The following is a 26604-nucleotide window of genomic DNA, read 5'->3' as shown; positions in this document are numbered from 1 at the left end:
CATCCGCCTCAGGCTTCATGTGATCGGGACGCCTGATGTGATCGGGCAGCAGCTCGGGCCCTCTCACCTCAGCGAGAGTCGCAGCAGAAGCGAATCCCCGTGTACGGGGTCAGGCTCCCGCTCCCCGGAGAATTCGAACCCCAACTTGCCGAGTACTCTGAACGAAGCGGTGTTCCACTCGCGGACGGTGGAAGCCAGGTACCGATATCCGACGGTCTCGGCACGATCGATGATCACCCTTGAGGTTTCGGTGGCGAACCCCTGTCCCCAGAACTCCTGCAGGAACTCGAAAGCCAGCTCAGGTTCGTCGGGCTGACCCACGCTGTTGTCGACGAGTCCGCAATAGCCCATTGGGGCCTCCGTCAGTACATCGTCGACGACGAGCAGCCCCGGTTCCGGCGTCGAATCGTAGGTGCGAATCCACTCCTTCAGATCCACCTGAGTGGGGTGGCCGTCAGCCGAGATTCGCCGCCGTGCGGGAACGCGCTCGTCACGCTCCTCCCAGAGCTGGCGGTGAAACCCCGCATCCGACACCCTCCACGGACGCAGTCTCAGTCGCGAAGTGCGGATGCCGCCATCGTGGACCATGGCCACCAGTATGCCGCACCGGTCGTCGGGTCGAAGGATGTCGATTTCCGCCGACAGCCACCTGGAAGGGACAACTGACGACTGGAACAACAGACACGGTAATAGACTCAAGGCATGAGCTCACTTCCCAACGACACCGACAACACCGCCGCTGCCGAAAACACCGCCGACACCCCCACGATTCCGACCCCCGCCGAGGTGGCCGCCACCCAGGTCCACCTGCCCACCGCCGATGATGCGAACGACATCGCGCCGGGCTTAGTCACCCTGCGCCGGGCCCTGCATGAGAACGTCGAGGTCGGACTCGACCTGCCGGTGACGCAGAAGCTCGTCCTCGACGCCATCGAGGGCCTCGACGTCGAGGTCACCACAGGGGAGAGGCTGTCCTCGATCGTCGTCGTCCTGCGCGGCGGTGCCCGCAAGGAGGACTCGACCGGGGTCGTGCCTGCCGTGCTCCTGCGCGGGGATATGGATGGACTGCCCGTCACCGAGGCGACCGGATTCGACTTCGCAGCCACCTCGGGGAGGATGCACGCCTGCGGACACGACCTCCATACGGCCGGCCTCGTCGGCGCACTCAAACTCCTCCACCGTGACCGCGACTCCCTGCCCGGCGATGTCGTGTTCATGTTCCAACCCGGTGAAGAAGGCTTCGACGGGGCCGGGAAGATGATCGACGAAGGCGTCCTCGACGCCGCAGGCCCCCGCGTCAAGGCCGCCTTCGGCATCCATGTCTCCGCCGACGCCGACCTCGGCGTCGTCAGCTCCCGCCCAGGGTCGTACATGGCGGCGTTTTCAAAGATGACGATCACCGTCAACGGCAAGGGCACGCATGCCTCCCGCCCGGCCACCGGCAAGGACCCCATTCAGGTCGGCGCCACGCTCGTGGGCCAGCTGCAGGAATACGTCACCCGCCGCTTCGACATCTTCGACCCGCTCGTGGTCACCGTCGGCCAGTTCAACGGCGGAACCGCCCCCAACGTCGTCCCCGACTTCGCGACCTTGGTCGTCAGTGTGCGCACCTTCTCCGAACATGTGACCTCCCGCGCCGAGGCGGAGCTCCCTGAGCTCGTCCGTGACCTCGTCGCCGCCCACGGTCTGTCCGCCGAGGTCGAGTACGAACAGATCCTTCCCCCGACGATCAACGACGACGCCGAAGCCGAGTTCTTCCTGGCCACCTTCACCGACCTCTTCGGTGAGGAGCGGACCGTGCGAAAGGCGAATCCGCTGCCCGGTTCCGAGGACTTCTCCCGCGTGCTCGACGCTGTGCCCGGAGCCTACGGGCACTTCGGAGTCGCCCTGCCGAATCTGCCGGTCGAAGAACGCGAAGCCAATCATTCCCCTCGCGCCCGCCACAGCGACGACGGCCTCGCCGACCAGGCTCTGTTCCTCGCCCATCTGGCTGGGCGCCGGCTGGCGCAGTTGTCCGAGGGCTGATCCGCCCGACCCCTGGCCTGGACGGTGGAAACGGCATACGGTGCAGGGATAGGTCCCGTGCAGGGCGACGTCGTATCAGGAGCAGAGTTGTGAAGAGGAACAGTCGATGAGTGTGTTCGCCTACCCGAGTGAAACCATCAGGGAGGCCGAGAAGCCGCTGCTCGAGGCCGGCATCCCGCTCATGGCCCGGGCGGCCCGAGCACTGGCGAACAGTGCCGCCGCCATGCTGAAGGCCGACCACGGACAGGTCACCGGCACCCGGGTGAGCGTGTTGGCCGGGCCGGGCAACAACGCCGGGGACGCACTCTTCGCCGCGGCGACTCTGGGCAGGCGCGGTGCCGCCGTCACGGTCATCACCCTCTTCGATCGCACTCACGACGATGGACTGGCCGCGGCACGAAGCGCCGGTGCGCATGTCGTCGCGTTCACCTCGGCCGAGGCCGATGCGGCCCGGGCCGACGCTCTGCGCGAACTCTCCCGAGCCGATCTCGTCCTCGACGGCATCCTCGGCACGGGCGGTCGGCGCGGACTGCCTGACCACATCTCCTCACTCATCGCCGACTGGTCCCCGCACCGGACCGGCCGCCTCATCGCCGTCGACGTCCCCTCCGACCTCGACTCGAATCACACCGGGGCAGAGAAACGACTCCACGCCGACCACACTGTGACCTTCGGCGGGCTCAAGACCGAACTCATCGATCCGCGCGTGGACGAGTTCACTGGAACCATCGACGTCATCGACATCGGCCTCGGCCTCGATCCCAGCTTGGCCACCGCGGAGCTGCTTGATCGCGATGATCTCGTCTCCGGATTCCCCCGCCCCGATGAGACCGGGCACAAATACTCCCGCGGTGTCACCGGGGTCCTCGCCGGCTCCGAGGACTACCCCGGCGCGGGCGTGCTCACCACCACCTCGGCGGTGAACACCGGAGCCGGGATGGTCCGTTACCTCGGCTCCCCGCTCGTCGCCGAATACGTCCTCGGCCTCCACCCCGAGGTCGTCAACGCCTCCGGACGCATCGACTCCGTCGTCCTCGGCCCGGGCGACCCCGAACCCGAATTCGTGCAGGGCGTCGCCGAGGCGCTGGCCGGCAACCGCACACCGGTCGTCGTCGACGCAGGCGGCCTCGACATGATCGCCCGCGCCGAATCGATGTCAGGAACCTGGCTGGCCGACCGCCCGCTCATCATCACCCCGCACGCCGCCGAGCTGGCGCGGCTGCTCAGCCGCCTCCTCGGCGAGATCATCACGGCCGGTCGGATTGGGGCGAACCCGATGCGGTGGGCTCGGCGGGCCGCGGAGCTGACCGGCGCGATCGTCCTGCTCAAGGGCCATCACACGGTCATCGCCGCCCCCGACGGGCACGTCGTTCTGCCCACGCCCGGGCCGGGCACTCTCGCCACCGCGGGCTCCGGGGACGTGCTCGCCGGGGTCCTCGGCACGCTCGCGGCGATCACCGCCGCCCATGGCCGCTACGACAGCGAGGATCGGACGCGTCCACCCCGTGAGTGGGCTCGCCTGGCCGGACTCGGAGTGCTGCTGCACAACGAGGCCGGCCGGCGCGCGGTGACCGCGTCCGGGTTCGCCGATGTCCTCGCCGAGGTGGTCGGTGAACTCATCCACGGCACCGACTGAATCTGCTCACCCACCTCAGTGGATGAGGATCTGCGTCTTCGTCGAGCCCTCCCACTTCATCGCCTTGACGAGACTGGACTCGTACATCGACACACAGCCGGCGGTCTTCATCGACTCCGTGTTCGCATGCAGGAAGATCGCCGATCCCTTCCCCGGTGTGCGAGCCTCGTTGTAGCCGATGACCTGGGCATACTTGTACGGCTTCGGCTGGTAGAGGGATTCGCCCTCGTACCCTTCGGACTTCCGCTGCATCGTGTTGTAGCCCTCGGCCTTCGTCGCGTCACCGTCGACCCAGACATGATCGCGGGTGACCTTCGTCCACGGCTTGCCCAGCCCGGGATTCGCTGAGGTGCCGAAGCCGTCGCGCATCCAGAACACACCCTTCGGGGTCTTGCCGTCGCCTTCCCGTTTGTTCGAGGTGATGCCGTTAAAGCCGAGGCGGGCCTTGAACGGGCCGCTGTCGCGGACGTACCGGTCGCCGGATTTCTTGCACAGGTAGATATCGGCGGTGATCGTCGACCGCTGTTTGACCTCGATGGCCTTCGCGGCCGTGACCGAGCTGTTCGCCTCGACGCCGGTGCAGTACTTCGCGGCCGCCTCGGCGGGACCGGTCTGTCCGATCACGGTGAGGCCTGTCGCAAACAGGGCAGACGCGACCACCATTGCGAGGATACGGGCTGGTGTGGTGTGCATGATGTCTCCTTCTTCATCGAATGGCTACTCGAGCCGGTCTTCGCCGAACACCTCGTCGGCTGCGCCTGCGACACCGGCGCCAGAGCCGAATGTCGCGGGGGATCAGCGTAACGAAGGTGCTGGTCGGCGCGGGTCGGCGGTAGTCTTATCCAGTGACATCTTTCGACATCCCCGAGGCTCTCGTGCGGGCCGAGATCGACGAGGCGGCCCTGTGCGACAACGCCGCCGTCCTTGCCGATCGCCTCTCTCCCGCCCGCCTCAAATGCGTCGTCAAAGCCAACGCCTACGGCCACGGCATCGACCTCGTCGCACCTGCTCTCTTCTCGGCCGGGTGGCGCGAGTTCTGTGTGGCCACGATCCCCGAAGCCCTTCGCCTGCGCAGCCTGCTCGGCCCCGAAGCCCAGATCCTCGCCTGGCTCTACGGACCGACCACCGACCTCGACGAGGCGGTTCGCGCCGATATCGAACTGGGCATTTCGACGGTCGGCGCCCTCGACCGACTCGCCGAGGCGGCCCGCCGCACCGGCGTCACCGCCCGAGCCCATCTCAAGATCGACACCGGTCTCGGCCGCAACGGTCTGTCCCCGGAAGCGCTCGTCCGTGCCTTCGACTGGCTGCGCCGCCACGCCGAAGACAGCCACACTGACGACGCCGGGACACACGTTGCCGGAGCCGATATCCGCATCGTCGGGATCATGAGCCACTTCGCGGTCGCCGACGAGCCCGAACGCCCCGAGACCGCTGCGCAGAGCGCGGTCTTCTCCTCCGCCCACGGGCAGCTTCGGGCGGTGCTCGATGCCGCGGACGGCCGCCTCGGCGAATCGGATGACCTGGATGTGCACATCGCGAACTCACCGGGGGCGCTCACTCTGGGGCCGTGCCCGGGCACCTCGGCGAGGGTGGGGCTCGCTCTCTACGGTCTGTCTCCGCTCGAAGACGGGGATTCGTCAGCTCTCGGGCTCCGCCCGGTCATGCAGCTGACCTCCAGCGTCATCAATCTCAAGGACATTCCCGCAGGTCACGGCGCCTCCTACGGGCTGACGTTCACTGCCGCGACCGACACCCGGTTCGCGCTCGTGCCCGGTGGGTACGGGGACGGACTGCCGCGGGCGGCATCGAACCGCGCCGAGGTGGCCATCCGGGGTCGTCGTTACCCCGTCGTCGGGCGTATCGCCATGGATCAGATGATCATCGACATCGGTGCCGGCAACGATGAGGTGGCCATCGGCGACGAGGTCGTCATCTTCGGTCCCGGTGGGCCGAGTGCGGCCGAATGGGGGACCTGGGCGAATACGATCAGCTACGAGATCGTCACCCAGCTCAGCGCCCGCGTCGACCGGGTCGCCCGGAAGGGAGACGGGCGATGAGGGTCCATCTCGAGTCCTTGGAGCAGATGCGTACGTTCGCTGCGGCCCTGGCCGACCATCTGCACGCCGGCGACCTGCTCATCCTCACGGGCAACCTCGGTGCGGGGAAGACGACGTTCACGCAGTCACTGGGCAAAGCCCTCGATGTGGCCGGGCGGATCACCTCGCCGACATTCGTCATCGCTCGCGAACACCTGTCGCGCTCGGGCGGACCCGCCCTCGTTCACGTCGATGCGTATCGGTTGGCCGACGGGGAGGAGCTCGAAGATCTCGACCTCGACTCCGAGCTCGACGAGTCGATCACGGTCGTCGAGTGGGGAGCCGGCCTGGCCGAGCAGCTCAGCAGCGATCACCTCGACATCACCATCACCCCGGTATGGGACGAGGCCGCCGAGGGCAACGACTCGGTCGGTGTGGACGACGAGGACGAGGTGGAGGACGAACGACGCACCCTCGACCTCACCGGTCGCGGGGATGCATGGATCGAACGCATGCCGGCGGTTGAGGCCGCTGTCTCGGCGCTGGCAGGCGTGCGAGTCGACGACCCGGCCACTGCAGATCTGCCTGCCGAGGACTTCGCGGATGAGGGAGACGAATCATGATCATTCTGGCCATCGACACCTCGCAGTCGGCCTCTGTGGCCCTCGTGGATACGGACACCGGTTCGGTCATCGCCGCCGAACAGGCCGATGACCAACGTCGACACGTTGAGTTCATCGGTCCTGCACTCGCCAGCGTGCTCGCCGAGGATGCCCAACCCGAACTCGTCGTCGTCGGCATCGGACCCGGACCCTTCACCGGTCTGCGAGTAGGTATCGCCGCCGGAATCGCCGTCGGTCAGGCCCACGGGATTCCCGTCAAGGGACTGCTGTCCCAGGCCGCGATCGCCGAAGAGTTCGTCCGCAGGGCAGAAGGCTCCCCAGGGGCTGCGTCGGAGGTTGCGTCGCCCGCCGCGAGCGATTCATGCCTCCCCGTCCTCATCGCCTCGGATGCCCGCCGCAAAGAGGTCTATTTCAGCGTCTACGACTCCTCCGACGCCACATTGAGCGCCGGACCGTTCGTGGCGAAACCCGCCGAGGTCGCCGCGGTCCTCGCCGACAACGGCTACCGACTCGATACGATCGATCAGAAGCTCGGCCGAGGCTTCCTCCTCTATCCGGACGTCCTCGGAGCGTCGACCTCTGAGTCGATCACCGATCCGCGTGCCGAATACCTTGCCTTCGCCGCGGCACGGGAACTCGCCGCCGGCCGAGACCTAGTCGACCCGATCCCCGAATACCTGCGCGAACCCGATGCGAAAGCGACCCCGGTACGCGAGAGCTCATTGAAATGACCTCCCTGACCATCGCCGAGCTTCCCTGGTGGGACCTCGCCGAGGTGGCCGACCACGATGCGGCGATCTTCGGACCCACAGCCTGGACGCTCGGCTACTACTGGTCGGTCAAGGCGCAGAACGGCACGGTCATGCTCGCCGCCAGGACCGTCTCGGCGGGGAATTCGGACGAGGTCTTCCCGTCCGCAGAAAAGGACGCCCCCGCCTCGGCGGGGGGAACGGATGTGAACGGCACAGCCACGGACAGTGAGTTCACCGCCTCGGCGGGGGAGTTGGCCGGGTGGATCGTCATCTCGGGGGCCGGTGCGGAAGCCGATGTGATGACGATCGCCACCACCGAGGCTGCACGCGGCACAGGCATCGGTCGTGCCCTGCTGCAGGCCGGCATCGATTGGGCGAAGGAACGTGGTTCCGAGGTCGTCCACCTCGAGGTCGACGAACGCAATGCTGCGGCGCTGGGGATGTACGCATCCTTCGGGTTCGAGGAATGGGGGCGGCGCCCGGATTACTATCCGGGCGCCGCGGGAATTCTCATGCGTCTGCGGATCGGCGACTGATCCTTCTCAAGTCGCGCTCTAGGCGACGGGAACCGCGCGGTTATCGGTCGCCTCGGTGAGGTCGACGAGCAGCGCTCCGTTGAGTCGGAACGCTTCCATCGTCTCGTCGACGACGATCTGCTCGTCACCGCCGGTCGCTGCAACCTGGTCGAGGAGTCGGCGGTAGGCGTCCTTGTACGGCTTCGTCTTGCCGAGCTCGGCGAAATCCCACATCGTCAGCGAGGTCGCCGGCAGACTGTAGTGCCGGCCCATGAGGGTGCCGATCGCCTGACCACCGGAGAGGTCGCCGAGATAGCGCGTGTAGTGGTGGGCGATGACCTGCTCGGCCCGTTCGAGCCCCGCCAGGTGCGCAGCATAGGCAGTGGCACTGGGCATGACAGGCAACTCGGTGCCGTCGAGCGCGGCCAGGTCGGCGGCGATGCGGTCGGCCCGGAACAGATGGGCGTCGAAGAACGGCGCGAAGACCGGATCCTCGGCGAACTCCCGTGACTTCGACTCGAGCACGCCGTAGATGACGTCGTACTGCTTGAGCAGGAGAGCGTAGGCCCGCGAGTCGAGCCGTCCTTCCATGAGGTCGATCATGAACGTGGTGTGTTCGACCTCGTCGTGGATGGTGGCGGTGCTGGCCTTGAGGCGAGCGGAGAACGATTCAGACATGATGTTTCCTCGTTGAGAGATCGTCGATCCGAATGACGGTTCGCGATAGTGGGACTATGGGGGTGAGTCCGCCCCGGTTCGGAACTCTCGTGCCGAACCGGGACGGACTCGCTGGCTCACTACAGAACTTGTCTGAGGCCAGTCTAGCGCTTGCGCATCCGCGAGAACATAACAGAACCTGCGCCGAGGATGAGAAGACCGATCGCGATCGGCAGTGTCATCAGCTCGGCACCGGTACGCGGGAGGTTTCCTCCGTCGGAGCTGCCCGAGGCGGATCCTCCTGTGGACGATCCTGCGGAGCCCGAACCTGCGGACCCTGAACCGTCCGAATCCGAACCTGCGCTGTCGTCGGAGCCGGAAGCGTCTGCTTCGGAACCGTCGGCCGCACCCTCGGATGCGCTCGAACCACCATCGGAACCGGCCTCGGCACCATCGGCTGACCCGCCGTCCGAGCTGCCTTCGCTGCCGGCGTCGTCATCGGCGGCCTCGTCCTCGGTCACCGAGACGGTGAACTCGGCAGGGTCGGACGGCACACCGTCGACCGTGGCGATGGCCGAGTAGGCGTACGTGCCCTTCGCGCTCGGTGCCTTGGTGGAGAAGTTGCCCTCAGCGTCGGCAGTCACCGTGACGTTGTCCTCGGCCGGGATCTTCGCGGCGAAGGCCTTGATCTGGCTGTCCGCGTTCTTCTCGACCACGGGGGTCCAGGCGAGATTCACTTCTGCGTTCGGAGCGATCGTGCCCTTGACGAGTCGATCCTCGCCGACGGTCTGGTCCTTGACGACAGGCTTGGCAGGCTTGTCCTCGTCTCCGTCGGAGCCGCCATCGGAGTCATCACCGTCGGCGGAGCCGCCGGCGTCCGAGTCGGAACCGTCGGCCTTGCCGTCGGCGTCAGCGGCGGCCTTCGAGCCGTCGTCGTCACCTTCGGCGGCATCAGCTGCGCCCTTATCATCGGCCTCACCCTCGGCGGCGTCGGCAGCGCCGTCGTCGCTTCCTTCAGCGGCGTCGGCAGCGCCGTCATCGTTGCCTTCGGCAGCGTCGGCAGAACCATTGTCGTCGGACTCGGCGCCGTCGGTGTCGCTTTCGGCCGCATCGGCTGAACCTTTGTCGTCGGCTTCGCCTTCGGCGGCGTCAGCTGCACCGTCGTCACCGGCTTCAGCTCCGTCGGCCTCGCCCTCGGCGGCATCGGCTGCGCCGTCGTCACTGGCCTCGGCGCCGTCGGTCGCACCGTCGTCAGTGCCTTCGCTGTCGTTGTCGGACTCATCGTCGTCACCGGGGAACAGGGCGTTCTTCTGCTCGTCGGTCAGTTCGATGGGTTCGCGATAGAGCTCGGCATCTCCGGTGGGCAGGCCGTGGGCGACCCAGGTCAGCACGTCGTATTCCTTCGACTCGTCGAGGTCGACGGTCTTTGCGGTGACATCGACGTCGATCTTGCCGTCCTTGATCTGCGGCGGCATCACGTACTGCACAGCGGTCGTGTTGCCGGCCGTGACGTCCTTGCTGGCGAGGTCACGATCGACGATGGCGGCATACGCACCCGCCGAGGGCTTGCCGAGGCTGGAATCGGGGAGATTGTCGTAGCCATCGCCGGTGACGTTGACGGTGAGGCCGTCCTCGGCGCTTGCGGACTTCACGGAGTGTGACGTCGAGACGTCGGGGGCTGGGGCCTGAGCTGTGTACCCGACAGTGAGCGGATTCGTCTTCTTCCGCGGCTGGATCGATGTGCTCGCTCCCGCGGTGGTGTACCAGTAGGAGTCCTGACCCGTCTCGACGTTGAAGTCGATCCAGTCCTGCGGCATGGCGCCCCACCAGGACTCGTTCTCAGATGACTTCGGCGACTGCAGGTTGCGGCCGTCGGTGGCAGTCTCCACGCCGAGGTAGTCAGGGGTGAACTCGAAGCCCGAGTCGGTGACATCGACCTCGCCCTGCTGGATTTCGACGATGTCTCCGTCGCGGGCATCGAGCTTCTTCCAGATGCTCAGGTCGTCCATATCGGCGCCGTAACCGGAGTAGGTTCCGGTGATGGTGCCCTTGCCGTCCTTGACCTCGAGCTTCGGGTCCGAGATCGTCCAGTAGGTCATTCCGCCGTAGTACGCGAACGACCAGGAGCCCTCCCACTGGATGGAGGCATTGTCGTTGTCGGGATCGACCGTTCCGGTGCCGTTCTTGATCTCTACGTGGTCACCTGTGTGGTTGTTCGGCGCTTCGGCGTTGATCTTGCCGTTGACCTTGTTGCCCTCACCATCGGTGCAGCGGCTGTCGAAGTCCGACAGTTCGCCGTTCGTCTTGACGATCGAGGTGTTCCCATCGGTGAACTTCCCCGCGTCATCGACGGAATAGATCGATCCTGCGTCCTTGGCGGTCCAGATGCGAGCCATGCCCGTGTCTCCGGCTTCACCCGCTGCGAGGAAGTTGCACCCGCCGAAGTAGGCGCCGCCGGTGGACTCGTTGTTGACCGACCAGCTGAACACAGCATCGTCAACGGTCTTGTCGACCGCTCCGAATGCCGGGGCGCTCATGCCCATCCCCAGCAGTCCGGTGGCGGCTGCAATCGCCGCTCCGGCCGCCAGCGGCGAAGTCAAGCGTCGTGCCTTCGCGGCACGTGCGCGCGCACTCTTGTGCGTCATAGATTCTCCTCATTTTCAACGTCGCACACGGCGAAGACCGCGTGGTGCCAGGCCTCGGAAAAGATCCTGGATTCATCATCAGCAGAAGTTGTGGATTCGCTGAACGATAAATAGACTACACAGACATATCGTAAAAAGCCAAGGTTAGCCTTACTTATGAATGGGTAGCCTTGCCTTAACTAAATGACTTTCAGGGATGTTCGAGTAACTCATGCAGAAGTGGTCTTTGCGTAGGACTGTGCGCCGTCGATCGTTCCGCCGGACCGCGTGGCTCGCCGGCGGTCTGGTGCTGGCGGTCCTGCTGTGGAACAACGGGATCCACAACATCGGTTCGATCAACGCCCAAGGTGAGGCCGCATGTCAGCAGCCTCCCGCCCGGTCGACGCCGAATCTGCCCGACGTTCCCGATGTCGACCGGAAGGCTCTGCCCGACCCGACGGAGATCACGGGGCAGACGACTGCGTATACGCAGGCCGGCGAGATTCCGCCGGTCTCCGACACCGCCGCGCACGAAGCGAACCTGCCGGTGACGGTGAAGAGCAATGACGGTCCCGACCAGACGGTGAAGAAGACCGACCGAATCCTCGCAATGAACCAGAACGGCGGGATCGCCGCCGCCGTGGTCGGTCTCGGACTCGGCTGCAACCTCGTCGGCCGCGACATCGCCACTGACTTCACTCAGCTCGTTCCCGGTGCCGAGCAGCTGCCGCTGATCACTCAAGGCGGACATGAGATCAACGCCGAGGCGGTGCTCGCGCTCTCGCCCGACGTCGTCCTCACCGACACGACCATCGGCCCCTACGACGCGCAGCTGCAGCTGCGCAATGCCGGCATTCCCGTCATCTTCATCTCATCGTCGTATTCTGACGGCGTGCGCTCCGCGGGACCGCAGATCCGGGAGGTCGCGGATGCTCTCGGTGTGCCCGAACTCGGTGACAAGCTCGCCGAACGCACTGTCCGCGAGATCAACGACACGCAGAAAGCCGTTGCGAAGCTCGCTCCCGAGGATCCCGCCGATCGCCCGCGGACGGTCTTCCTCTATCTGCGCGGCAACATCTACTACTGGTTCGGCGTTGGCTCCGGCGCGGATTCGCTCATCCAATCCGTCTCCGCCCGGGATGTCGCCGCCGAGGTCGGATTCGAAGGCATGTCGCCGACGAATTCAGAAGCACTCATCAAGGCAGCCCCCGACGTCATCATCGTCATGACCCTGGGGCTCGCCTCGGTGGGAGGCATCGACAAGGCTCTCGAACTGCCCGGCATCAAACAGACTCCGGCAGGGAAGAATCGACGGCTCGTCGATATGAGCGACTACGAAGTGATGAGCTTCGGCCCGCGTTCGGCGCAGGTGCTCGCGGCTCTCGGCACCGCGATCTACGCGCCCGAGCTCGCCTATCACCCGGACCATCCGCCGAAGTCCATCGAGAAGCGTCTGAAAGAGATCAATGAGGAACTGGAAGAGGATGCGGCATGAGTGAGTCCACCGAGATTCGGGACACCTCGCTGCGCCGATCCCGCCGCACCGACCCGTCGAACCGCCCCGACCCGACGAGCCGTATCGAAGCCGTCCGCGAGGACGGCGGCCTCGACCTCGGACGCATCCGCGGCCAGCGCACCGCCAGAGCGGGAACCCTGTTCCTCGTCCTCACCATCGCCCTCATCGCCGCATGCGTGCTCTCTGCCGCAATCGGTCAGCTCTTCATCCCGCCGCTCGAGGTCATCGGCTCACTGCTGGGCAAAGTCGGACTCGACTGGCTGCCGGGACCGAGCCACGATTTCGGTGAGGAAGCACTGTGGCAGGTGCGCTTCCCCCGCGTGGTCATGACCGTCCTCGTCGGTGCCGCTCTCGCCGTGGCAGGAGCCATGATGCAGGGCGTCTTCGGCAACCCGCTGGCCGAACCCGGCGTCGTCGGAGTCTCCTCGGGTGCCGCGGTCGGCGCCAGTGCCTCGATCCTCTTCGGCTGGTCCTTCCTCGGTGCCTTCACCACCCCGACCTTCGCCTTCGTCAGCGGCCTGATCACGACCTTCATCGTCTACGCGGTCTCCCGCTCGGGAGGGCGGACAGAGGTGATCACCCTCGTGCTCACGGGTGTCGCGGTGAATGCCATCGCCGGGGCCGCGATCGCGTACATCACCTTCGCTGCTCCCACCTCGGCGCGGGAACAGATCGTGTTCTGGCAGATGGGCAGCTTCAACGGCAGCCTGTGGTCCCAGGTCGGGCTGATCCTCCCGCTCATCGTCTTCGGGATCATCATCGCTCAGACTCTCGCGCCGGGACTCGACATCCTGTCGCTGGGGGAGAAGAGCGCACGCCACGTCGGCATCAATGTCGAGCGGCTGCGCATCATCGTCATGGCCGTCGTCGCCCTGCTCGTCTCCGCAGCCGTGGCCTTCTGCGGGATCATCGCCTTCGTCGGCCTCGTCGTCCCACACATCATCCGCATGATCATCGGCCCCGGGCACCGGCTCCTGCTGCCGGCCAGCGTACTCGGCGGGGCCGTGCTGCTCTCGATCGCCGATCTTGCCGCTCGCACCCTCGTCGAGTTCGCCGATCTGCCGATCGGCATGCTCACCTCGCTGGTCGGCGGGCCGTTCTTCTTCTACCTCATCAGACGCAGCCGCAAGGAATCCGGAGGTTGGGCATGAGCATCATCACCGTGGGCAGGTCAGCAGTCCGCCGCCCGGGATTCCCCGTCGCCGGCAAGCCGATCATCTCCGTGCGCGGAGCCGAGGTCAGTTTCGGCGAACGCACCATCCTCGCCGGCATCGACCTCGACATCCGATGCGGGGAGGTGCTTGCCATCGTCGGCCCCAACGGCGCCGGCAAATCGACCCTGGTCAATGTCATCACCGCCGACGTCGAGCTCGACGCCGGGAAGGTGTTCATCGACGACGAAGTGGAGTACTCCTGGTCGACCCGCGAACTGGCGATGCGTCGAGCGGTCCTCCTCCAGGACATCGGGATGGCATTCCCATTCACCGTCCTCGAGGTCGTCGAAATGGGCCGGTCCCCGTGGGCGGGCATGCGTGAATCCCAGCACGACGACCTCATCGTCGCCGGATCGATGTCGCGGACGGAGACCGTGCAGTTCGCGGCCCGGAAGTTCACCTCCCTGTCCGGGGGCGAGAAGGCCCGGGTCGCGCTGGCCCGGGTGCTTGCGCAGGCGACCCCGGCGCTGCTCCTCGACGAGCCGACCGCACCGATGGACATCCGCCACCAGGAGCTCGTCCTCCAGCAGGCGCGCGACTATGCCTCGACCGGAGGCGCCGTGGTCATCATCGTCCACAACCTCGATCTCGCCGGTGCCTACGCCGACCGGATCGCGATGATCTCCGACGGCTCGATCATCGCCGACGGTCCACCCGCCGAGGTGCTCACCGCCGACCGCATCAGCGACGTCTACGACTATCCCGTATCCATCGTGGCCGACCCCAACACCGGAGCACCGTTGGTCGTGCCCGTGCGCGCCGGCCGAAAGGAAGACTGACCCATGTTGACGACTGCACTCCACCGGACCATCGCCTCGGTGCCGGTGAAGCGGATCCTCGCGCTCATCACGATCTCCGCGCTCTTGGCCGTCGCCGTGGGCGTGACGACGACGATGCTCAATCCGACCCCCGCCGAGGCGGCCCCGAAGGTGTCCGTGTCCGGCACTCCGAAGGCCGACGGTGAGTCGACGCTCAAACTCTCCGGGTCCGGTTTCCAATCCGTCGAAGGCGGATTCGGTGGCATCTACGTCCTCTTCGGCTGGGTCGACGATGCCTCCGGCGGATGGCGCCCGAGCAAGGGCGGAGTGACTGGGTCGAACTACCGCTACGTCTATGACGACGAGACCAAACCGGCCGGCTACCAGCTTTTCGTGACCTTTCCCGGATCGAGCACAGCGTATGCCGCCAACGGCGGCGAAGTCGCGGCGAACGGGACCTGGAGCGGAACCATCAAGGTCCCCGGTGAGAAATTCACGACCTATGACCGGTCGCAGAACGAGACCGAAGTCGACTGCGGCGAGGTCCAGTGCGGCATCATCACGATCGGCGCCCACGGTGTCGACAACGCGAACAACGAATCCTTCACTCCCGTCGACTTCTCTGCCTCCGGTGCCGCCGCAGGCAAGGACGCCGAGAAAGACGAGAAGAGCGAGAAGGGTGAGAAGACTGAGAAGTCCTCCGGCGATGAGAAGAGCGACGAATCAAGCGCTGGTTCCGGTGACGATGGAGGCGGAGCGGAAGCGAGCTCCGGCAGCGGCAACTCCGGCGGAGGGGACACCCAGACCGTTGACCCTGCACAGAATCCGAATGTGGCACCGGTGGCCAGCGAACCGCCGATGAGCACATCATGGCTGATCTTCTTCGCCATCCTCGCCGGAGTGCTCGTGCTCGGGTCGATCATCGCGATCGGTCTCGGGTTCGGCATCGGCGGCTACCTCGCGGTCAAGAGTCTGCTGCTGGGAGTCAGCCCGGCGGCGATGGAGAAGGAACGCGACCGACGCGAGCGGAAACGGATTCGGACCCAGCACAAGCTGGCCAAACGGCGGCTTGCGATGCAGCGGAAGAAGAAGCTGCAGCTGGCCAAGCTCGAACGCGGCTCCGAGCGTGCCGTGGCGCACGCGAACCACCAGAGCCTCGGTCCCGGCAACGGGAAACTCCCTCCGCAGGTCATCGCCTTCTTCGAGGACGAGGACCGGAAAGCCGCGGGCAGCCGCAGCGGAGGCGACGGTGTCGGTTCGGCGCCGAGCTTCTACACCGACAGTGTCATCGCCGCCGGGCCGGGCACCAGCCGCACAGATTCTGGGAACGGTGGAGCCGCCTCGGCGGGGGAGACCGACCCGGAGGATCACAAGGACACGCGTGTCCTCACGCGGGTGGCCGCATACGGCACCGACAACTCTGACGACACGACGACGCACTCATGACACACGAACGGATCGTCCTGCGGGACGAGAACGGACGAGGAACGACGATGCACACTCACACCTCCACCCGCAGGGGTCGGATTCTCACACGCACCGCGGCAGGGATCGCTGCCCTGGGGCTGCTCGGTTTCGGGCTCACCGGACCGGCGCAGGCGGTGACCGCGCCGTATTCGGTGCCGGGAGCCGCCTCGACGACTTCGCCTGAGGACGAAGCGACCGACTCGGGCAAGCAGGATATCGATGACGCGGTATTCAACTGGTCGGTCAATGACGAATCCACCGGCGGATCCTACTTCGGCGGATGCAACTACCTGGCCGCAGGTGAGGCCGGGGATTCGGGAATGGCACGCATCTGGACGGACAAGGACGCCGGCACTCTGTTCAAGACGAACAAGGATGGGAACTTCACCGACGGCAACGTCTCCATCGTCAAGGAGAACGGAAAGTACTCGACGTTCCAGTCGCGCTGTGAAACCGGGGACGGCGCGCTGGTCAACGGCAAGGTCAACGCCGAGGCAGAGAACAACCACACCGGCGATTCTGTGAGGATCACCAACGGTAAGGGAACCGTCGACCCGGAGACGAACAGTGCCTCGATCCAGTGGAAAGGTTCCTGGACCTTCGCCTATTACGGCGGGATGACCTACTGGACGATCTCAGACCCGAAGCTCGAGGTCGAGAACGGCAAGGGAACCATCACCGGAACGTACTCCGGCTTCGGCGCGGACATGGACGATCTGAGCATCTGGAAGAAGCTCAAGGCTCGCGACGGCACGATCGTCGAACTCCAGAACGGTTCGGTCGACATCTCCGACAAGGGGTTCGAATTCACTCCGGACTTCCTCGGAGTCAAGACGGGTGCAGACGGACGCAATCTGCAGACCCCGAAGACCGCGGAGAACAAGTCCTGGTGGGGTGCGATGCCGCAGGACTGGATCGACTTCAACCTGGAGACGGGCCAGGATTCCTACTGGTACACCACAGCTGGGGCGAAGACCTCGATCCAGCCGCGGAAGACGACCAATGAACTCGAGGTCACCTATTCCCAACCGGTCGACGACCCCGACGACGGCGACCACACCGAGAACCCTGACGACAACCCGAAGGAACCCGGCGAGCCAGGCGATGACGGCAAGGACGATGACGACAAGAAGAGCGCCGGCGACGGGTCCGCGACTCTGTATTGGTCATTGAACCGGGAAGCCAACGGCGGAGCTTTCTTCGGCGGCTGCAACTTCCTCTCCGCCGGCAAGGCCAAGGACTCCGGCGAGGCGACACTTTGGCCGACTAAGGACGGAGGCGGATTCTACAAGTCGAAGTCCGGGAACGTGACGATCCAGAAGCCGACCGGGTCGACGTTCAAGGAGGCCTCCTGGGACTCCCGGTGCCTCGATGCCGACGGTGAGGCCGTCTCCACATCGCGTAAGGACTCATGGACCCAGTCACGGGTGGCCATCAAGGACGGTGAGGTCAGCGAGACCGACAGCGGTGTCTCCGTGCAGTGGAAGGGCAGTTTCACGGTCGCCTTCTACGGCGGGATGACCTACTGGTCGGCGACCGACCCGAAGCTCGAGGTCGACAGCAGCGGGAACGGCCGCCTCGTGGCCGACCTCAGCGGCTACGGAGCCGACATGTTCGACTCGTCGAAGTGGGTCACTCTCAAACCCGAATCGATCACGATGGCGAACTTCAAGAATATCGACGTCGATGCACTCCTCGACGACGGCCACATCACGGCCACCCCGGACTACCTCGGCGTGAAATACGACAACAAGGGCAAGTCCGGCTCGTCCGGCAGTGCGGTCGGCGGTGCTGATGAGAACGCCTCGGCGCAGGCGGAGAAGACCGGTGAGAACAGCGACTACTGGGGTGCCTTCCCGCAGGACTTCATCGACTTCCAGCACAAGACAGGTCAGTACTCCTACTGGTTCACTTCCGACGGAGCGCGGGATCCCTACAAGCCGGCCCAGCCGATGACCATCTCGCTCGGAGACTACGAGCCGGGCGCTGGAGACTACGCTCCAGGTGCAGGCTCCGGCGCGCCCGGTCAGAACGCTGCGGGCGGCGGTAGTCAGCCGGGAACCGGGCAGGCCGGTGCCGGCGGAGCCGGAGCCGGCAGCGGAGCGGGCGCCGGCGCAGGCAAGGGGGCAGACGGCACGAAGTCGGAGAAGAACGGCGACATCGACGACGAGACAGTCTTCGCCCAGGAAGCCGAGGAAGCTCGAGCCGCCTCCGAGGTGCCCATCCGGGCCTGGATCGTCATGGGCACCGGGTTGGCCGTGGCGATCGTGGCCGGGTTCGGCATCCGGTCGGGAATCCGCCGCCACATCGGCCTCGATCCCTCGGACCTCGTCTGAGGGCGGGAGACCTGACCGAGCAGGGCTCGGTTCTCGGCGGATCTCACCGTGAACCGGGCCCTGCCCGGAATGTTTCGGAGGGTAGTCTGGAGGGTATGACACGTGTGCAATTGGCAGATACCGATCTCTTCGTTCACCCTCTTCAGCTGGGCGGCAACCCCTTCGGCTGGGGTGCGGATCGGGATCAGAGCTTCGCTGTCCTCGACGCCTATGCCGAGGCCGGCGGAAACTTCATCGACACCGCAGATGCGTATTCGGCCTGGGTCGAGGGGAACTCGGGCGGAGAATCCGAAACGATCATCGGCGAATGGATGAAGGCTCGCGGAAACCGCGACGAGATGGTCATCGCCACCAAGGTCGGCATGCACCCGAAGGGGCAGGGCCTCGACCCGGCGAACATCCGCAACTGCGTCGACGACTCGCTGCGCCGACTCGGCACTGACCACATCGACGTCTACTATGCCCACAAAGACGATGACGACGTCGACCAGGTCGCCGTCGCCGAGACCTTCGACGCGCTCGTCCGGTCCGGCAAGGTCAGCTACCTCGGGGCATCGAACTTCAGCCTCGAGCGACTGCAGAAAGCCCGGAAGATCTCGACGAAGTTCTCGCTTGCCTGCTATCGAGTCGTCCAGGACCGATTTAACCTCGTTTCCCGCACCGCCGTCGATCCGCAGAAGCAGGCGTACCTGCGATCTGAGGGCATCGCCGAACTCCCGTTCCACTCACTGGCCTCCGGGTTCCTCACCGGCAAGCACACCGGCGGCGACGCCACCGGCAGCGTCCGCGGTGACCGTGTCGCCGATTTCGTCGACGACCAGAAGGCCCTCGGTGCCCTCGAAATCCTCCACGATGTCGCCGCCAATCACGGAGTAACGATGACGGCCACGGCCATCGCGTGGCAGCTCACTCACGATTTCATCCCCTCGACGATCGCCTCGGCGCGTGTGCCCGAACAGCTCACCGAGCTGCTCGTCGGAACTGAGATGCAGCTGAGTCCTGATGAGAAGACGGCCCTCGACGGCGCCTGGGTGGAAGCATGAGTGGGACCAGCCCGCGCCTGGTCACCTGGGAGAACGGCACCGATCTCGTCATCGAGGTGCTCCTCGAGCGTGACGTCGAAACGGTGTGGAACGCACTGACCGATGCCGAGAGTGCACGGGCCTGGTTCGCGCCGTTCCGCCTCGGCGAGGAAACCGGGGCAGAGGAGTCCGGTACGGCTGACGAAGGTGATTCGGACGGATCCGCAGCCCGGCCGATCACGTTCGCGCTCGAGGACATCGATCTGAATGGATCTGTCCTCAGCTGTGAGGACTTCGATCACGTGCTGCTCGAACTCGACGACTTCGGAGTGCTCGGCATCCGCGTGCTGCCGATCGAGGGGGAGACCGGTCAGGAGACCCTGCTCGTGTTCACCCATACCGCTCCTGATGCAGAGACCGCCCGCGCTCAGGCCGCCGAGGTGGGGCCGATGTGGGACACGCATCTGCGCCTCTTCGCCCGCACCCTCGGTATGGACATCGCCGAGGTGACCGAACCCGAACTCGTGGCCATCTACTCCGATCTTGACCTCGAAGCCGCGGAGTCTGCCGACGCCCCGGAGGACGGATCATGAGCGACCCACTCGTGCTTGGCATCGAATCCTCGTGCGACGAAACCGGGGTCGGTATCGTCCGCGGCCGCACGCTGCTGACGAACACCGTGTCCTCGTCGATGGACGAACATGTGCGCTTCGGTGGGGTCGTGCCCGAAGTCGCCTCCCGCGCTCATGTGCAGGCCATCGGCCCGGCCATCGCCTCTGCCTGTGAGACCGCCGAGGTGGAGCTGTCCGATATCGACGCCGTCGCCGTGACCGCGGGGCCGGGGCTCTCCGGTGCACTCATGGTCGGAGTCGGCGCGGCCAAAGGGCTTGCCGTGGCACTGGGCAAACCGCTCTACGGAGTGAACCATCTGGCCGCGCACGTGGCCGTCGACCTCGTCGCCGAGGATGTCGACGGTTTGACCACTCCGACCATCGCCCTGCTCGTTTCCGGTGGGCACACCGAGATTCTGCGCATCGGCGACGTCGTCGAGGACATCGAACTCCTCGGCGCCACCATCGACGATGCCGCAGGTGAGGCCTTCGACAAGACCGCGCGTCTGCTGGGACTCAACTACCCCGGCGGACCGAACATCTCGAAGGCTGCTCTCGGCCTGCTCGACGGCACCGGGATCCCCGGGGACCGGAAGGCAGTGAGATTCCCACGCGGACTCGCGAAGAAGCAGGACCTGCGCGACCCCGAACGTCGGTATACCTTCTCGTTCTCCGGGCTGAAGACCGCAGCCCTGCGTGAGGTGACGAAGGCCGAGACTCTGGGCGCGGACCTGCGGGTGGCCGATATCGCCGCCGGGTTCGAAGACGCTGTCGTCGACGTGCTCGTGACCAAGACTCTGCTCGCTGCGGCCGACACCGGCATCAACCATGTCGTCCTCGGTGGGGGAGTGGCTGCGAACTCGCACCTGCGTGAAGTATTGGCAGACCGTTGCGCCGAGGCGGGCGTGACTCTGCGCGTGCCGCCCTTGACACTGTGCACGGACAATGGAGCCATGGTCGCAGCTCTCGGTGCGGAGCTCGTCTCCCGCGGAATCGGACCGAGTGACCTGTCCTTCGCCGCCGTCTCCTCTTTGGATGTCGATCATGTCCTCGTCTGAGAACGACCCGAACAGCGTCGCCGAACGGAACGCACAGGCGGCGAAGTCAACGCGCCTGCCTGCCGGTCGGCCGCCTCGGCGATCGGGTGATGGGTGGACGTACGGGTCCGATGGGAAGAAGCATTGGGGTCTCAACGGGGCCGCGGGGCTCATGCTCGTCGATCCCGAGCGCGGGGTGCTCATGCAGCACCGGGCGCTGTGGTCGGTCGAAGGCGGGACCTGGGGATTCCCCGGCGGCGCCCGCGATATGGGCGAGTCGGCGGTCGAGGCTGCGGTCCGGGAGTCCTGGGAAGAAGCCGGGGTGCCTGACCAGGACGGATCGGGCATCGAGATCCTCGAGACGCACGTCCTCGACCTGGACACCTGGTCGTACACGACGGTGATCGCGAAGACCCTGCGCCGCTTCGACGCTGTCATCAACGACCCCGAGAGCATCCAGCTGTCGTGGGTGCCGTTGGACGAGCTCAACGACTACGAACTGCATCCGGGAGTCGCCTCCGCACTGCCGACGCTCTTGGAGCTGCTCCGACCTCACCTGTGAGTTCGGCTCGCTCGCGAGAAACGGGCTGAGCGTCGAGAAACGCGTGTGCACGCACGTGTTTCGACGTTCCACCCGTTTCTCGGCGAAACGCTGGCCGCCCCGGAAACCTCAGCTGTAGGAGTTGCGGAGGTCGCCGATGAGCGAGCGGGTCACCTCGGTGAGCGAGCCCGTGGTCCCGAAGACCTTCTGCAGGCGCTGGTAGGGCACGCCTCGTTCGATGATCGAGGTGATCGAGTGCAGCTCGTCGACACAGCCGAGGCGTTCGGCGACGGGCGAGAGCCGCTCGATCTCATCGGCGAGGCATTCGGTGACGAGACGCTCGTCGGCCGCGGCGTTCTCGATGATGATCGCGTCCATGCCGTAGCGGGCGGCGCGCCACTTGTTCTCGTTGTGGAACCAATCGGGCATCGTCGGCAGGGTCTCACCGGCGTCGAGGCGCTCGGACATGTCATCGACGAGGCACTGGATGAACGCAGTGACCGCGAGGATCTCCTCGAGGGTCGGCAGTCCGTCGCAGACACGGACCTCGACGGTGCCCCAGTGCGGCGCGGGGCGGATGTCCCAGCGGATCTCGTTGATGTTGTCGATGATCCCGGTGGTGAGCATATCGTCGACGTACTTCTCGTAGTCCGCCCACTGATCGAATTGGAAGGGCAGACCGGCCGTCGGGAGCTGCTGGAACATCATCGCCCGGTTCGAGGCATAGCCGGTGTCCGTACCGCCCCAGAACGGAGACGACGCGGACAGTGCCTGCAGGTGCGGGACATAGGCGAGCAGTGCGTTGACGATCGGCAGCACCTTGTCGCGAGAGTTGATGCCGACGTGGACGTGGACGCCGAAGATCAGCATGTTCCGACCCCACCATTGGGTGCGGTCGACGAGTTCGAGGTAGCGGTCCTTCGCTCGGACCTCCTGCGACTGCCACTGCGCGAACGGGTGGGTGCCCGCCGACATCAGTTCGACACCGCGTGCCTCGGTCAGCTTCCGCAGCGCCCCGATCGAGGTGGCGAGATCCTCGGCGACGGTCGACACCTGTTTGTGCACGCCGGTGACGAGCTCGATCGTGTTCGTCAGCATCTCTCCGACGATGTGCTTTTCGTACTCGGGCGCATGCTCGGCCACATCCGCCAACAGAGTCTCGGCAGCCGGGGTCAGATCCAGGCTGCGAGAATCCAGCAGAGCCAGTTCCCACTCGACACCGAGGGTGGAGCGGGGAGAGCGTGCGAAATCGACCATGATCCGATCATAATCGCGCACGCCCGATTCCCCTGACTCGGCGGCGACTTTCGAGCTGTGTGATGCCCCGCATTCCCCCGCCGAGGCGGCGCCGCTGGTCACGCGGCCCGGCGTGGGTCCTCGGCCAATCGGCTGCCCGAATCGGTGTCGAAGAGGTGCAGGCGTGCGGCATCCGGAGCGACGCGCACGGTGTCCCCGCGGCGGATCGTCGACCGGCCGGCGACTCGAGCCACCACCGTCTTCTCGCCCGAGGCCAGGGCGGCTCGACCGTGGACAAAGGCATCGGCGCCGAGCTCCTCGACGAGATCGACGGTGACCTCGAGGCCTTGCGTCTCGGTGACCTGCAGATCCTCCGGACGGATGCCGACGGTGACCGTCTCACCGGTGACCTGCTCACGTTGCTGCGCAGTCAGGGACAGTTCGACATCGCCGAGGCGCAGCGACGTTCCCTCGACCGGCACGTCGATGAGGTTCATCGCCGGCGAGCCCATGAAGCCCGCGACGAAGAGGTTCGCCGGACGGTCGTAGAGGTTCGCGGGAGTGTCCACCTGCTGCAGCCGGCCGTCGGCGAGGACCGCAACCCGGTCGCCCATCGTCATCGCCTCCACCTGATCGTGGGTGACGTAGACGGTGGTGACGCCGAGGCGGCGGGTCAGGGAGGCGATCTGTGCGCGGGTCTGCACCCGCAGCTTCGCATCGAGGTTCGACAGCGGCTCGTCCATGAGGAAGACCTGCGGGGACCGGACGATGGCACGTCCCATCGCCACTCGCTGTCGCTGCCCGCCGGACAGCGCCTTCGGCTTGCGGTCGAGGTACGGTTCCAGGTCGAGCAGGCGGGCGGCCTCCTCGACGCGCTGATCGCGTTCCTGCTTGGCGACTCCCGCGATCTTCAGCGCAAAGGCCATGTTCTCGCGCACGCTCATATGCGGGTAGAGCGCATAGTTCTGGAACACCATCGCAATATCGCGTTCCCTGGAAGAGAGGTCCGTGACGTCGTGGTCGCCGATGCGGATGTGCCCGGAATCGACGGGTTCGAGCCCGGCGAGCATGCGCAGGGTCGTCGACTTCCCGCAGCCCGAGGGGCCGACGAGGACGAGGAACTCCCCGTCGGCGATGTCGAGGCTGACCTCGTCGACAGAGGGTTTGAGCGCCTCGGGGTATTGACGAAGTGCTTTGTCGAAGGTGACTGTGGCCATTGTTCTCAACCTTTCACGGATGCGTGCGCACCCGAAGATCCACGGTGATCGGTCAGTGATTGATCGGACGATGAGCGTTCGGACAGAGAGGGTTCTGATGAAGTCAGTTCCGACGTTGTGTGGCCCGGCGAGACGAGACTCGCCGTCTGCTGTGCAGCCGTCTGCGCTGCACAGGACCGGTACTGCTGCCGCACCCGCGATGGACGCGGATGCAGAGTGGCGACGAGCTCGACTGTCCAGTCCGGCAGGGTTCCCGACAATGTCCACGCCGCCTGCCGAGCCGCCCCGATGGCGACGTATTCGGCCTGTTCGGGCACATCGATGGGCACGGTGAAGATATCGCGGGCGACCTCCCGGACGGCAGGATTGCGTGCCGCCCCGCCGATGAGCAGCAGCCGTCCGGTCTGCAGGCCCTGCGCCTGCACCGCGTCGAGCCCGTCGGCCAGACCGCACAGCATTCCTTCGACGAAGGCGCGGGCGACGTTCTCCGCCGAGGAGTTCGCCAGGGTCATCCCCTCGAGCCGAGCGGTGGCATCGGGCAGGTTCGGGGTGCGCTCGCCCTCGAAATACGGGACGAGCGTGAGCCCGTCCGCTCCCGGCCGGGACGCCAGCGCCAGGGCCGCGAGTTCGTCGTGGCTGACCCGCAGCAGCTTCGCCGCCGAATCGAGGACGCGGGCGGCATTGAGCGTGGCGACCAGCGGCAGGCGCCCGCCGTCGGCCGAGGCGAACCCGGCGACCGTGCCGGACGAATCGGCGATGGGCAGGTCGGTGGTGCCGAAGACCGTACCGGACGTTCCGATCGAGATGACGAGATCCCCCGAGGTGACCCCGAGTCCCAGCGCCGCGGCCGCATTGTCCCCGGCCCCGGGGCCCACGACGATTCCCTCCGGGCTGTGCCCGGCCGCCTCGTCGGGGGCGAGGACGCGGGGAAGGACGATCGCCGAGGCGGCCTGCCCGTTCCCGCCCACGTCCAGTGAATCCGCCTCGACGTCCGTATCCGCGGCGCACGGCAGGCCCGCTGCCTCACAAGCGGACGCACCGAAGGCGATGCGGAAGAGATCGAGATCGTAGCGAGAAGCGGAGGGGTCGAAGTAGGCGGTGCCGCTGGCGTCGGACGCGTCGGTGACCAGGGCCTCGAGCACCGGACCGCGAACGGAGGAGTCGGCAGGGCCGTATCCGAGGAAGCGCCAGCTCAGCCAGTCATGCGGCAGGGCGACGGCGGCGACCCGGGCGGCATTGCCCGGTTCGGCATCGCGCAGCCACCGCAGTTTGGCGGCGGTGAAGGAGGCGACGGGCAGGACCCCGGTGCGTGCGACATACTCGGCGGCTCCGACCTCGGCGATGAGGTCTCTGGCCGCGGCCTTGCTGCGCAGATCGTTCCACAGCAGGGCATCGCGGATGACCCGGCCCTCGGCGTCGAGGGCGACGAGTCCATGCTGCTGACCGCTGATGCTCAGACCCGCGACATCGTCGAGTCCGCCGGCAGCCGCGATCGCCCCCTGCAGAGCCGTCCACCACGCTTCGGGGTCGACCTCGGTGCCGGGAGGGTGCGGAGCCGAACCGGTGCGGATGATGTCCCCGGAGTCCGGATCGGCGATGACGACCTTGCAGCTCTGGGTCGAGGAGTCGACACCGGCGACGAACCTGCGAGCTGTGCTCATCGGAACTCCTCCTCAGCTGGCGCGGCACCGGGGTCGGCCGCCTCGGTGAGGATCTCATCGGCCAAGGAGCGGTCGATGATCGCGATATCGAGGATCCCGGCGGCACAGGCGGCACGGACCGCGCGGGCGCGCTCGGCTCCACGGGCGACTCCCACGGTCGTCGCAGCCCGGCGAAGCTGATCGAGGGTGACGGCGATGACGCGATCGTCGATCGTGGTGACATCGGATCCGTCGGCGGCGAAGAGACGTCCGGACACCTCGGCGATGGCGCCGTCGTCGATGCCCGCCTGACGCTGGGCGGGGGAGCACTTCTCCCACACCGAGGACAGGCCTTCGGCCCAGGAAGCCACGGAGACCACGGCAAGATCGAGGTCATCGGCGGCGGCCAGGGTCCCGGAGATCTCGGGCAGTGCCCGCAGATCAGCGGCGGTTCCCGCTTCCGTGACGAGCAGCGGGGCGGGCAGGCGGACCATGCTCACGGCCGGATCCTGGCCCAGTCGAGTGAAGATCTCCGAGCTGGGACGATGCGATTCCAGGCGCAGCGCACCGGCGAGCTGGACGATCGTGCAGCGGGGCAGGGCCGGAGTGAACGCGGCAGCGGAATCCAAGGTGCGCGACCAGGACAGGCCGATGCGCATGCCCGCATGGGCGTGGCGGCCGACCAGCGACAGCGCGGCCCGACCCATCTGCTGGGAGGCCTGGGTCTCGTCGGGGATGTCGACGATGATGACCGAGTCGAGGCCGAGCGCTGCGGTGACCTGCTCGGCCAGACCGTCGGCTTCACAGGCATCGGCTTCGATGGTGATGGTCACGACTCCGGTGTCGACGGCCTCCTGGAGGAGGCGGGCGACCTGAAACCGGCTGAGTCCGTTCGCCTTGCCGATCTCGACCTTGGACCGCCCCTCGAGGTAGTGATCGCGGGCCAGCTGGGCGAGGAAGCGGCGGTGGCGGGCGGTGGGCACCGTGGACATGGTCCTCCCTTCGGCGTCGACGACTCTGTGTTCGCTCATATGTGAAGTGTTGCACATCTGATTGGTTCGTGACACAGTATTGCACATATGAGCACGGATGCTCATATGATTTTCTCGCAGCGAACCGACGGCGGGCTGCGATCCCG

23 protein-coding genes are annotated in these 26604 nt (G+C 66.2%); 15 read left to right on the top strand and 8 right to left on the bottom strand.

Translation table 11 applies throughout. The features are described 5' to 3' along the window. Positions 1 to 63: 63 nt before the first annotated feature. Positions 64 to 588, bottom strand: coding sequence for a GNAT family N-acetyltransferase (locus tag AC3CD9_RS10075; RefSeq protein ID WP_488363742.1), 525 nt, complete (start codon positions 586 to 588; stop codon positions 64 to 66). 114 nt (positions 589 to 702) lie between these two features. Between AC3CD9_RS10075 and AC3CD9_RS10070 the strand changes: the two genes are divergently transcribed. Next, complete coding sequence (locus tag AC3CD9_RS10070; RefSeq protein WP_488363741.1) at positions 703 to 2025, top strand: M20 metallopeptidase family protein; 1323 nt, start codon at positions 703 to 705, stop codon at positions 2023 to 2025. Between the two features lie 106 nt (positions 2026 to 2131). Beyond that, entirely contained in the window at positions 2132 to 3661 is a 1530-nt protein-coding gene (locus tag AC3CD9_RS10065; RefSeq protein WP_488363740.1) for a bifunctional ADP-dependent NAD(P)H-hydrate dehydratase/NAD(P)H-hydrate epimerase, read from the top strand. A 15-nt stretch (positions 3662 to 3676) separates the two neighbouring features. Here AC3CD9_RS10065 and AC3CD9_RS10060 read toward each other — a convergent pair whose 3' ends face one another. Further along, entirely contained in the window at positions 3677 to 4354 is a 678-nt protein-coding gene (locus AC3CD9_RS10060) for a hypothetical protein (RefSeq protein WP_488363739.1), read from the bottom strand. A 152-nt stretch (positions 4355 to 4506) separates the two neighbouring features. Here AC3CD9_RS10060 and alr point away from each other — a divergent pair, with 152 nt between their 5' ends. The 4 genes from alr to AC3CD9_RS10040 are packed head-to-tail and all read left to right on the top strand — an operon-like array spanning position 4507 to position 7611. After that, complete coding sequence (gene alr, locus AC3CD9_RS10055; protein WP_488363738.1) at positions 4507 to 5721, top strand: alanine racemase; 1215 nt, start codon at positions 4507 to 4509, stop codon at positions 5719 to 5721. After that, a complete protein-coding gene (gene tsaE / locus AC3CD9_RS10050) occupies positions 5718 to 6323 on the top strand; it encodes a tRNA (adenosine(37)-N6)-threonylcarbamoyltransferase complex ATPase subunit type 1 TsaE (protein ID WP_488363737.1) in 606 nt (201 codons plus the stop codon). The genes alr and tsaE overlap by 4 nt, the downstream gene beginning before the upstream one ends. Further along, complete coding sequence (gene tsaB / locus AC3CD9_RS10045) at positions 6320 to 7054, top strand: tRNA (adenosine(37)-N6)-threonylcarbamoyltransferase complex dimerization subunit type 1 TsaB (RefSeq protein WP_488363736.1); 735 nt, start codon at positions 6320 to 6322, stop codon at positions 7052 to 7054. The genes tsaE and tsaB overlap by 4 nt, the downstream gene beginning before the upstream one ends. Then, on the top strand, positions 7051 to 7611 hold the full coding sequence (locus AC3CD9_RS10040; protein ID WP_488363735.1) for a GNAT family N-acetyltransferase: 561 nt from the start codon (positions 7051 to 7053) through the stop codon (positions 7609 to 7611). The genes tsaB and AC3CD9_RS10040 overlap by 4 nt, the downstream gene beginning before the upstream one ends. An 18-nt stretch (positions 7612 to 7629) precedes the next feature. On the opposite strand, the gene AC3CD9_RS10035 is transcribed toward AC3CD9_RS10040, so the two are convergent. Both AC3CD9_RS10035 and AC3CD9_RS10030 read right to left on the bottom strand, forming a co-directional pair. Continuing rightward, the gene (locus tag AC3CD9_RS10035; protein ID WP_488363734.1) at positions 7630 to 8268 is read right to left on the bottom strand and encodes a biliverdin-producing heme oxygenase; all 639 of its coding nucleotides are present in this window, start codon (positions 8266 to 8268) and stop codon (positions 7630 to 7632) included. A gap of 143 nt (positions 8269 to 8411) precedes the next feature. Beyond that, entirely contained in the window at positions 8412 to 10892 is a 2481-nt protein-coding gene (locus tag AC3CD9_RS10030; protein WP_488363733.1) for an LPXTG cell wall anchor domain-containing protein, read from the bottom strand. A gap of 238 nt (positions 10893 to 11130) precedes the next feature. On the opposite strand from AC3CD9_RS10030, the gene AC3CD9_RS10025 reads away from it, so the two are divergent. The 9 genes from AC3CD9_RS10025 to AC3CD9_RS09985 all read left to right on the top strand — a co-directional run bounded on the left by AC3CD9_RS10025 (position 11131) and on the right by AC3CD9_RS09985 (position 21394). Continuing rightward, on the top strand, positions 11131 to 12366 hold the full coding sequence (locus tag AC3CD9_RS10025; protein ID WP_488363732.1) for a heme/hemin ABC transporter substrate-binding protein: 1236 nt from the start codon (positions 11131 to 11133) through the stop codon (positions 12364 to 12366). Then, positions 12363 to 13538 (top strand): FecCD family ABC transporter permease, encoded by a 1176-nt coding sequence (locus AC3CD9_RS10020; protein ID WP_488363731.1) that lies wholly within the window; start codon positions 12363 to 12365, stop codon positions 13536 to 13538. Before AC3CD9_RS10025 ends, AC3CD9_RS10020 begins: the two co-directional genes overlap by 4 nt. Further along, positions 13535 to 14380 (top strand): heme ABC transporter ATP-binding protein, encoded by an 846-nt coding sequence (locus AC3CD9_RS10015; RefSeq protein WP_488363730.1) that lies wholly within the window; start codon positions 13535 to 13537, stop codon positions 14378 to 14380. The genes AC3CD9_RS10020 and AC3CD9_RS10015 overlap by 4 nt, the downstream gene beginning before the upstream one ends. 3 nt (positions 14381 to 14383) lie before the next feature. Continuing rightward, a complete protein-coding gene (locus AC3CD9_RS10010; protein ID WP_488363729.1) occupies positions 14384 to 15805 on the top strand; it encodes a hypothetical protein in 1422 nt (473 codons plus the stop codon). Positions 15806 to 15852: 47 nt separating this feature from the next. Then, positions 15853 to 18162, top strand: a complete 2310-nt coding sequence (locus tag AC3CD9_RS10005) for an HtaA domain-containing protein (RefSeq protein WP_488363728.1) — start codon at positions 15853 to 15855, stop codon at positions 18160 to 18162. A 95-nt stretch (positions 18163 to 18257) separates the two neighbouring features. After that, the gene (locus tag AC3CD9_RS10000; protein WP_488363727.1) at positions 18258 to 19205 is read left to right on the top strand and encodes an aldo/keto reductase; all 948 of its coding nucleotides are present in this window, start codon (positions 18258 to 18260) and stop codon (positions 19203 to 19205) included. After that, a complete protein-coding gene (locus AC3CD9_RS09995; protein WP_488363726.1) occupies positions 19202 to 19777 on the top strand; it encodes an SRPBCC family protein in 576 nt (191 codons plus the stop codon). The genes AC3CD9_RS10000 and AC3CD9_RS09995 overlap by 4 nt, the downstream gene beginning before the upstream one ends. Continuing rightward, positions 19774 to 20853 carry a tRNA (adenosine(37)-N6)-threonylcarbamoyltransferase complex transferase subunit TsaD gene (gene tsaD, locus AC3CD9_RS09990; protein WP_488363725.1) on the top strand — a complete coding sequence of 360 codons (1080 nt, stop codon included), beginning with the start codon at positions 19774 to 19776 and terminating at the stop codon, positions 20851 to 20853. Before AC3CD9_RS09995 ends, tsaD begins: the two co-directional genes overlap by 4 nt. Next, positions 20831 to 21394, top strand: coding sequence for an NUDIX domain-containing protein (locus AC3CD9_RS09985; protein ID WP_488367476.1), 564 nt, complete (start codon positions 20831 to 20833; stop codon positions 21392 to 21394). The genes tsaD and AC3CD9_RS09985 overlap by 23 nt, the downstream gene beginning before the upstream one ends. 108 nt (positions 21395 to 21502) lie before the next feature. Here the strand turns inward: AC3CD9_RS09985 and AC3CD9_RS09980 are convergent, their stop codons facing one another. The 4 genes from AC3CD9_RS09980 to AC3CD9_RS09965 all read right to left on the bottom strand — a co-directional run bounded on the left by AC3CD9_RS09980 (position 21503) and on the right by AC3CD9_RS09965 (position 26497). Next, on the bottom strand, positions 21503 to 22630 hold the full coding sequence (locus tag AC3CD9_RS09980) for a glutamate--cysteine ligase (RefSeq protein ID WP_488367475.1): 1128 nt from the start codon (positions 22628 to 22630) through the stop codon (positions 21503 to 21505). Positions 22631 to 22728: 98 nt separating this feature from the next. Continuing rightward, positions 22729 to 23826 carry an ABC transporter ATP-binding protein gene (locus AC3CD9_RS09975; RefSeq protein ID WP_488367474.1) on the bottom strand — a complete coding sequence of 366 codons (1098 nt, stop codon included), beginning with the start codon at positions 23824 to 23826 and terminating at the stop codon, positions 22729 to 22731. 5 nt (positions 23827 to 23831) lie between these two features. Continuing rightward, positions 23832 to 25487 (bottom strand): xylulokinase, encoded by a 1656-nt coding sequence (locus AC3CD9_RS09970; RefSeq protein ID WP_488367473.1) that lies wholly within the window; start codon positions 25485 to 25487, stop codon positions 23832 to 23834. Continuing rightward, a complete protein-coding gene (locus tag AC3CD9_RS09965; RefSeq protein ID WP_488367472.1) occupies positions 25484 to 26497 on the bottom strand; it encodes a sugar-binding domain-containing protein in 1014 nt (337 codons plus the stop codon). The genes AC3CD9_RS09970 and AC3CD9_RS09965 overlap by 4 nt, the downstream gene beginning before the upstream one ends. Positions 26498 to 26604 lie beyond the last annotated feature (107 nt).

It is taken from the genome of Brevibacterium sp. MGP-B1 (assembly GCF_057766545.1).
This window is presented reverse-complemented; position numbering and strand designations above follow the sequence as displayed.

Bases quoted from the DNA above. Each gene is read 5' to 3' on its own strand.
- AC3CD9_RS10070 (WP_488363741.1), top strand. From the start codon at position 703: ATGAGCTCACTTCCCAACGACACCGACAACACCGCCGCTGCCGAAAAC.
- tsaB (WP_488363736.1), top strand. From the start codon at position 6,320: ATGATCATTCTGGCCATCGACACCTCGCAGTCGGCCTCTGTGGCCCTC.
- AC3CD9_RS09995 (WP_488363726.1), top strand. From the start codon at position 19,202: ATGAGTGGGACCAGCCCGCGCCTGGTCACCTGGGAGAACGGCACCGAT.
- AC3CD9_RS10035 (WP_488363734.1), bottom strand. From the start codon at position 8,268: ATGTCTGAATCGTTCTCCGCTCGCCTCAAGGCCAGCACCGCCACCATC.
- AC3CD9_RS10005 (WP_488363728.1), top strand. From the start codon at position 15,853: ATGCACACTCACACCTCCACCCGCAGGGGTCGGATTCTCACACGCACC.
- AC3CD9_RS09965 (WP_488367472.1), bottom strand. From the start codon at position 26,497: ATGAGCGAACACAGAGTCGTCGACGCCGAAGGGAGGACCATGTCCACG.
- tsaE (WP_488363737.1), top strand. From the start codon at position 5,718: ATGAGGGTCCATCTCGAGTCCTTGGAGCAGATGCGTACGTTCGCTGCG.
- AC3CD9_RS09980 (WP_488367475.1), bottom strand. From the start codon at position 22,630: ATGGTCGATTTCGCACGCTCTCCCCGCTCCACCCTCGGTGTCGAGTGG.
- tsaD (WP_488363725.1), top strand. From the start codon at position 19,774: ATGAGCGACCCACTCGTGCTTGGCATCGAATCCTCGTGCGACGAAACC.
- AC3CD9_RS10015 (WP_488363730.1), top strand. From the start codon at position 13,535: ATGAGCATCATCACCGTGGGCAGGTCAGCAGTCCGCCGCCCGGGATTC.
- AC3CD9_RS09975 (WP_488367474.1), bottom strand. From the start codon at position 23,826: ATGGCCACAGTCACCTTCGACAAAGCACTTCGTCAATACCCCGAGGCG.
- AC3CD9_RS10000 (WP_488363727.1), top strand. From the start codon at position 18,258: ATGACACGTGTGCAATTGGCAGATACCGATCTCTTCGTTCACCCTCTT.
- AC3CD9_RS10075 (WP_488363742.1), bottom strand. From the start codon at position 588: ATGGTCCACGATGGCGGCATCCGCACTTCGCGACTGAGACTGCGTCCG.
- AC3CD9_RS09970 (WP_488367473.1), bottom strand. From the start codon at position 25,487: ATGAGCACAGCTCGCAGGTTCGTCGCCGGTGTCGACTCCTCGACCCAG.
- AC3CD9_RS10065 (WP_488363740.1), top strand. From the start codon at position 2,132: ATGAGTGTGTTCGCCTACCCGAGTGAAACCATCAGGGAGGCCGAGAAG.
- AC3CD9_RS10040 (WP_488363735.1), top strand. From the start codon at position 7,051: ATGACCTCCCTGACCATCGCCGAGCTTCCCTGGTGGGACCTCGCCGAG.
- AC3CD9_RS09985 (WP_488367476.1), top strand. From the start codon at position 20,831: ATGTCGATCATGTCCTCGTCTGAGAACGACCCGAACAGCGTCGCCGAA.
- AC3CD9_RS10010 (WP_488363729.1), top strand. From the start codon at position 14,384: ATGTTGACGACTGCACTCCACCGGACCATCGCCTCGGTGCCGGTGAAG.
- AC3CD9_RS10060 (WP_488363739.1), bottom strand. From the start codon at position 4,354: ATGCACACCACACCAGCCCGTATCCTCGCAATGGTGGTCGCGTCTGCC.
- AC3CD9_RS10030 (WP_488363733.1), bottom strand. From the start codon at position 10,892: ATGACGCACAAGAGTGCGCGCGCACGTGCCGCGAAGGCACGACGCTTG.
- AC3CD9_RS10020 (WP_488363731.1), top strand. From the start codon at position 12,363: ATGAGTGAGTCCACCGAGATTCGGGACACCTCGCTGCGCCGATCCCGC.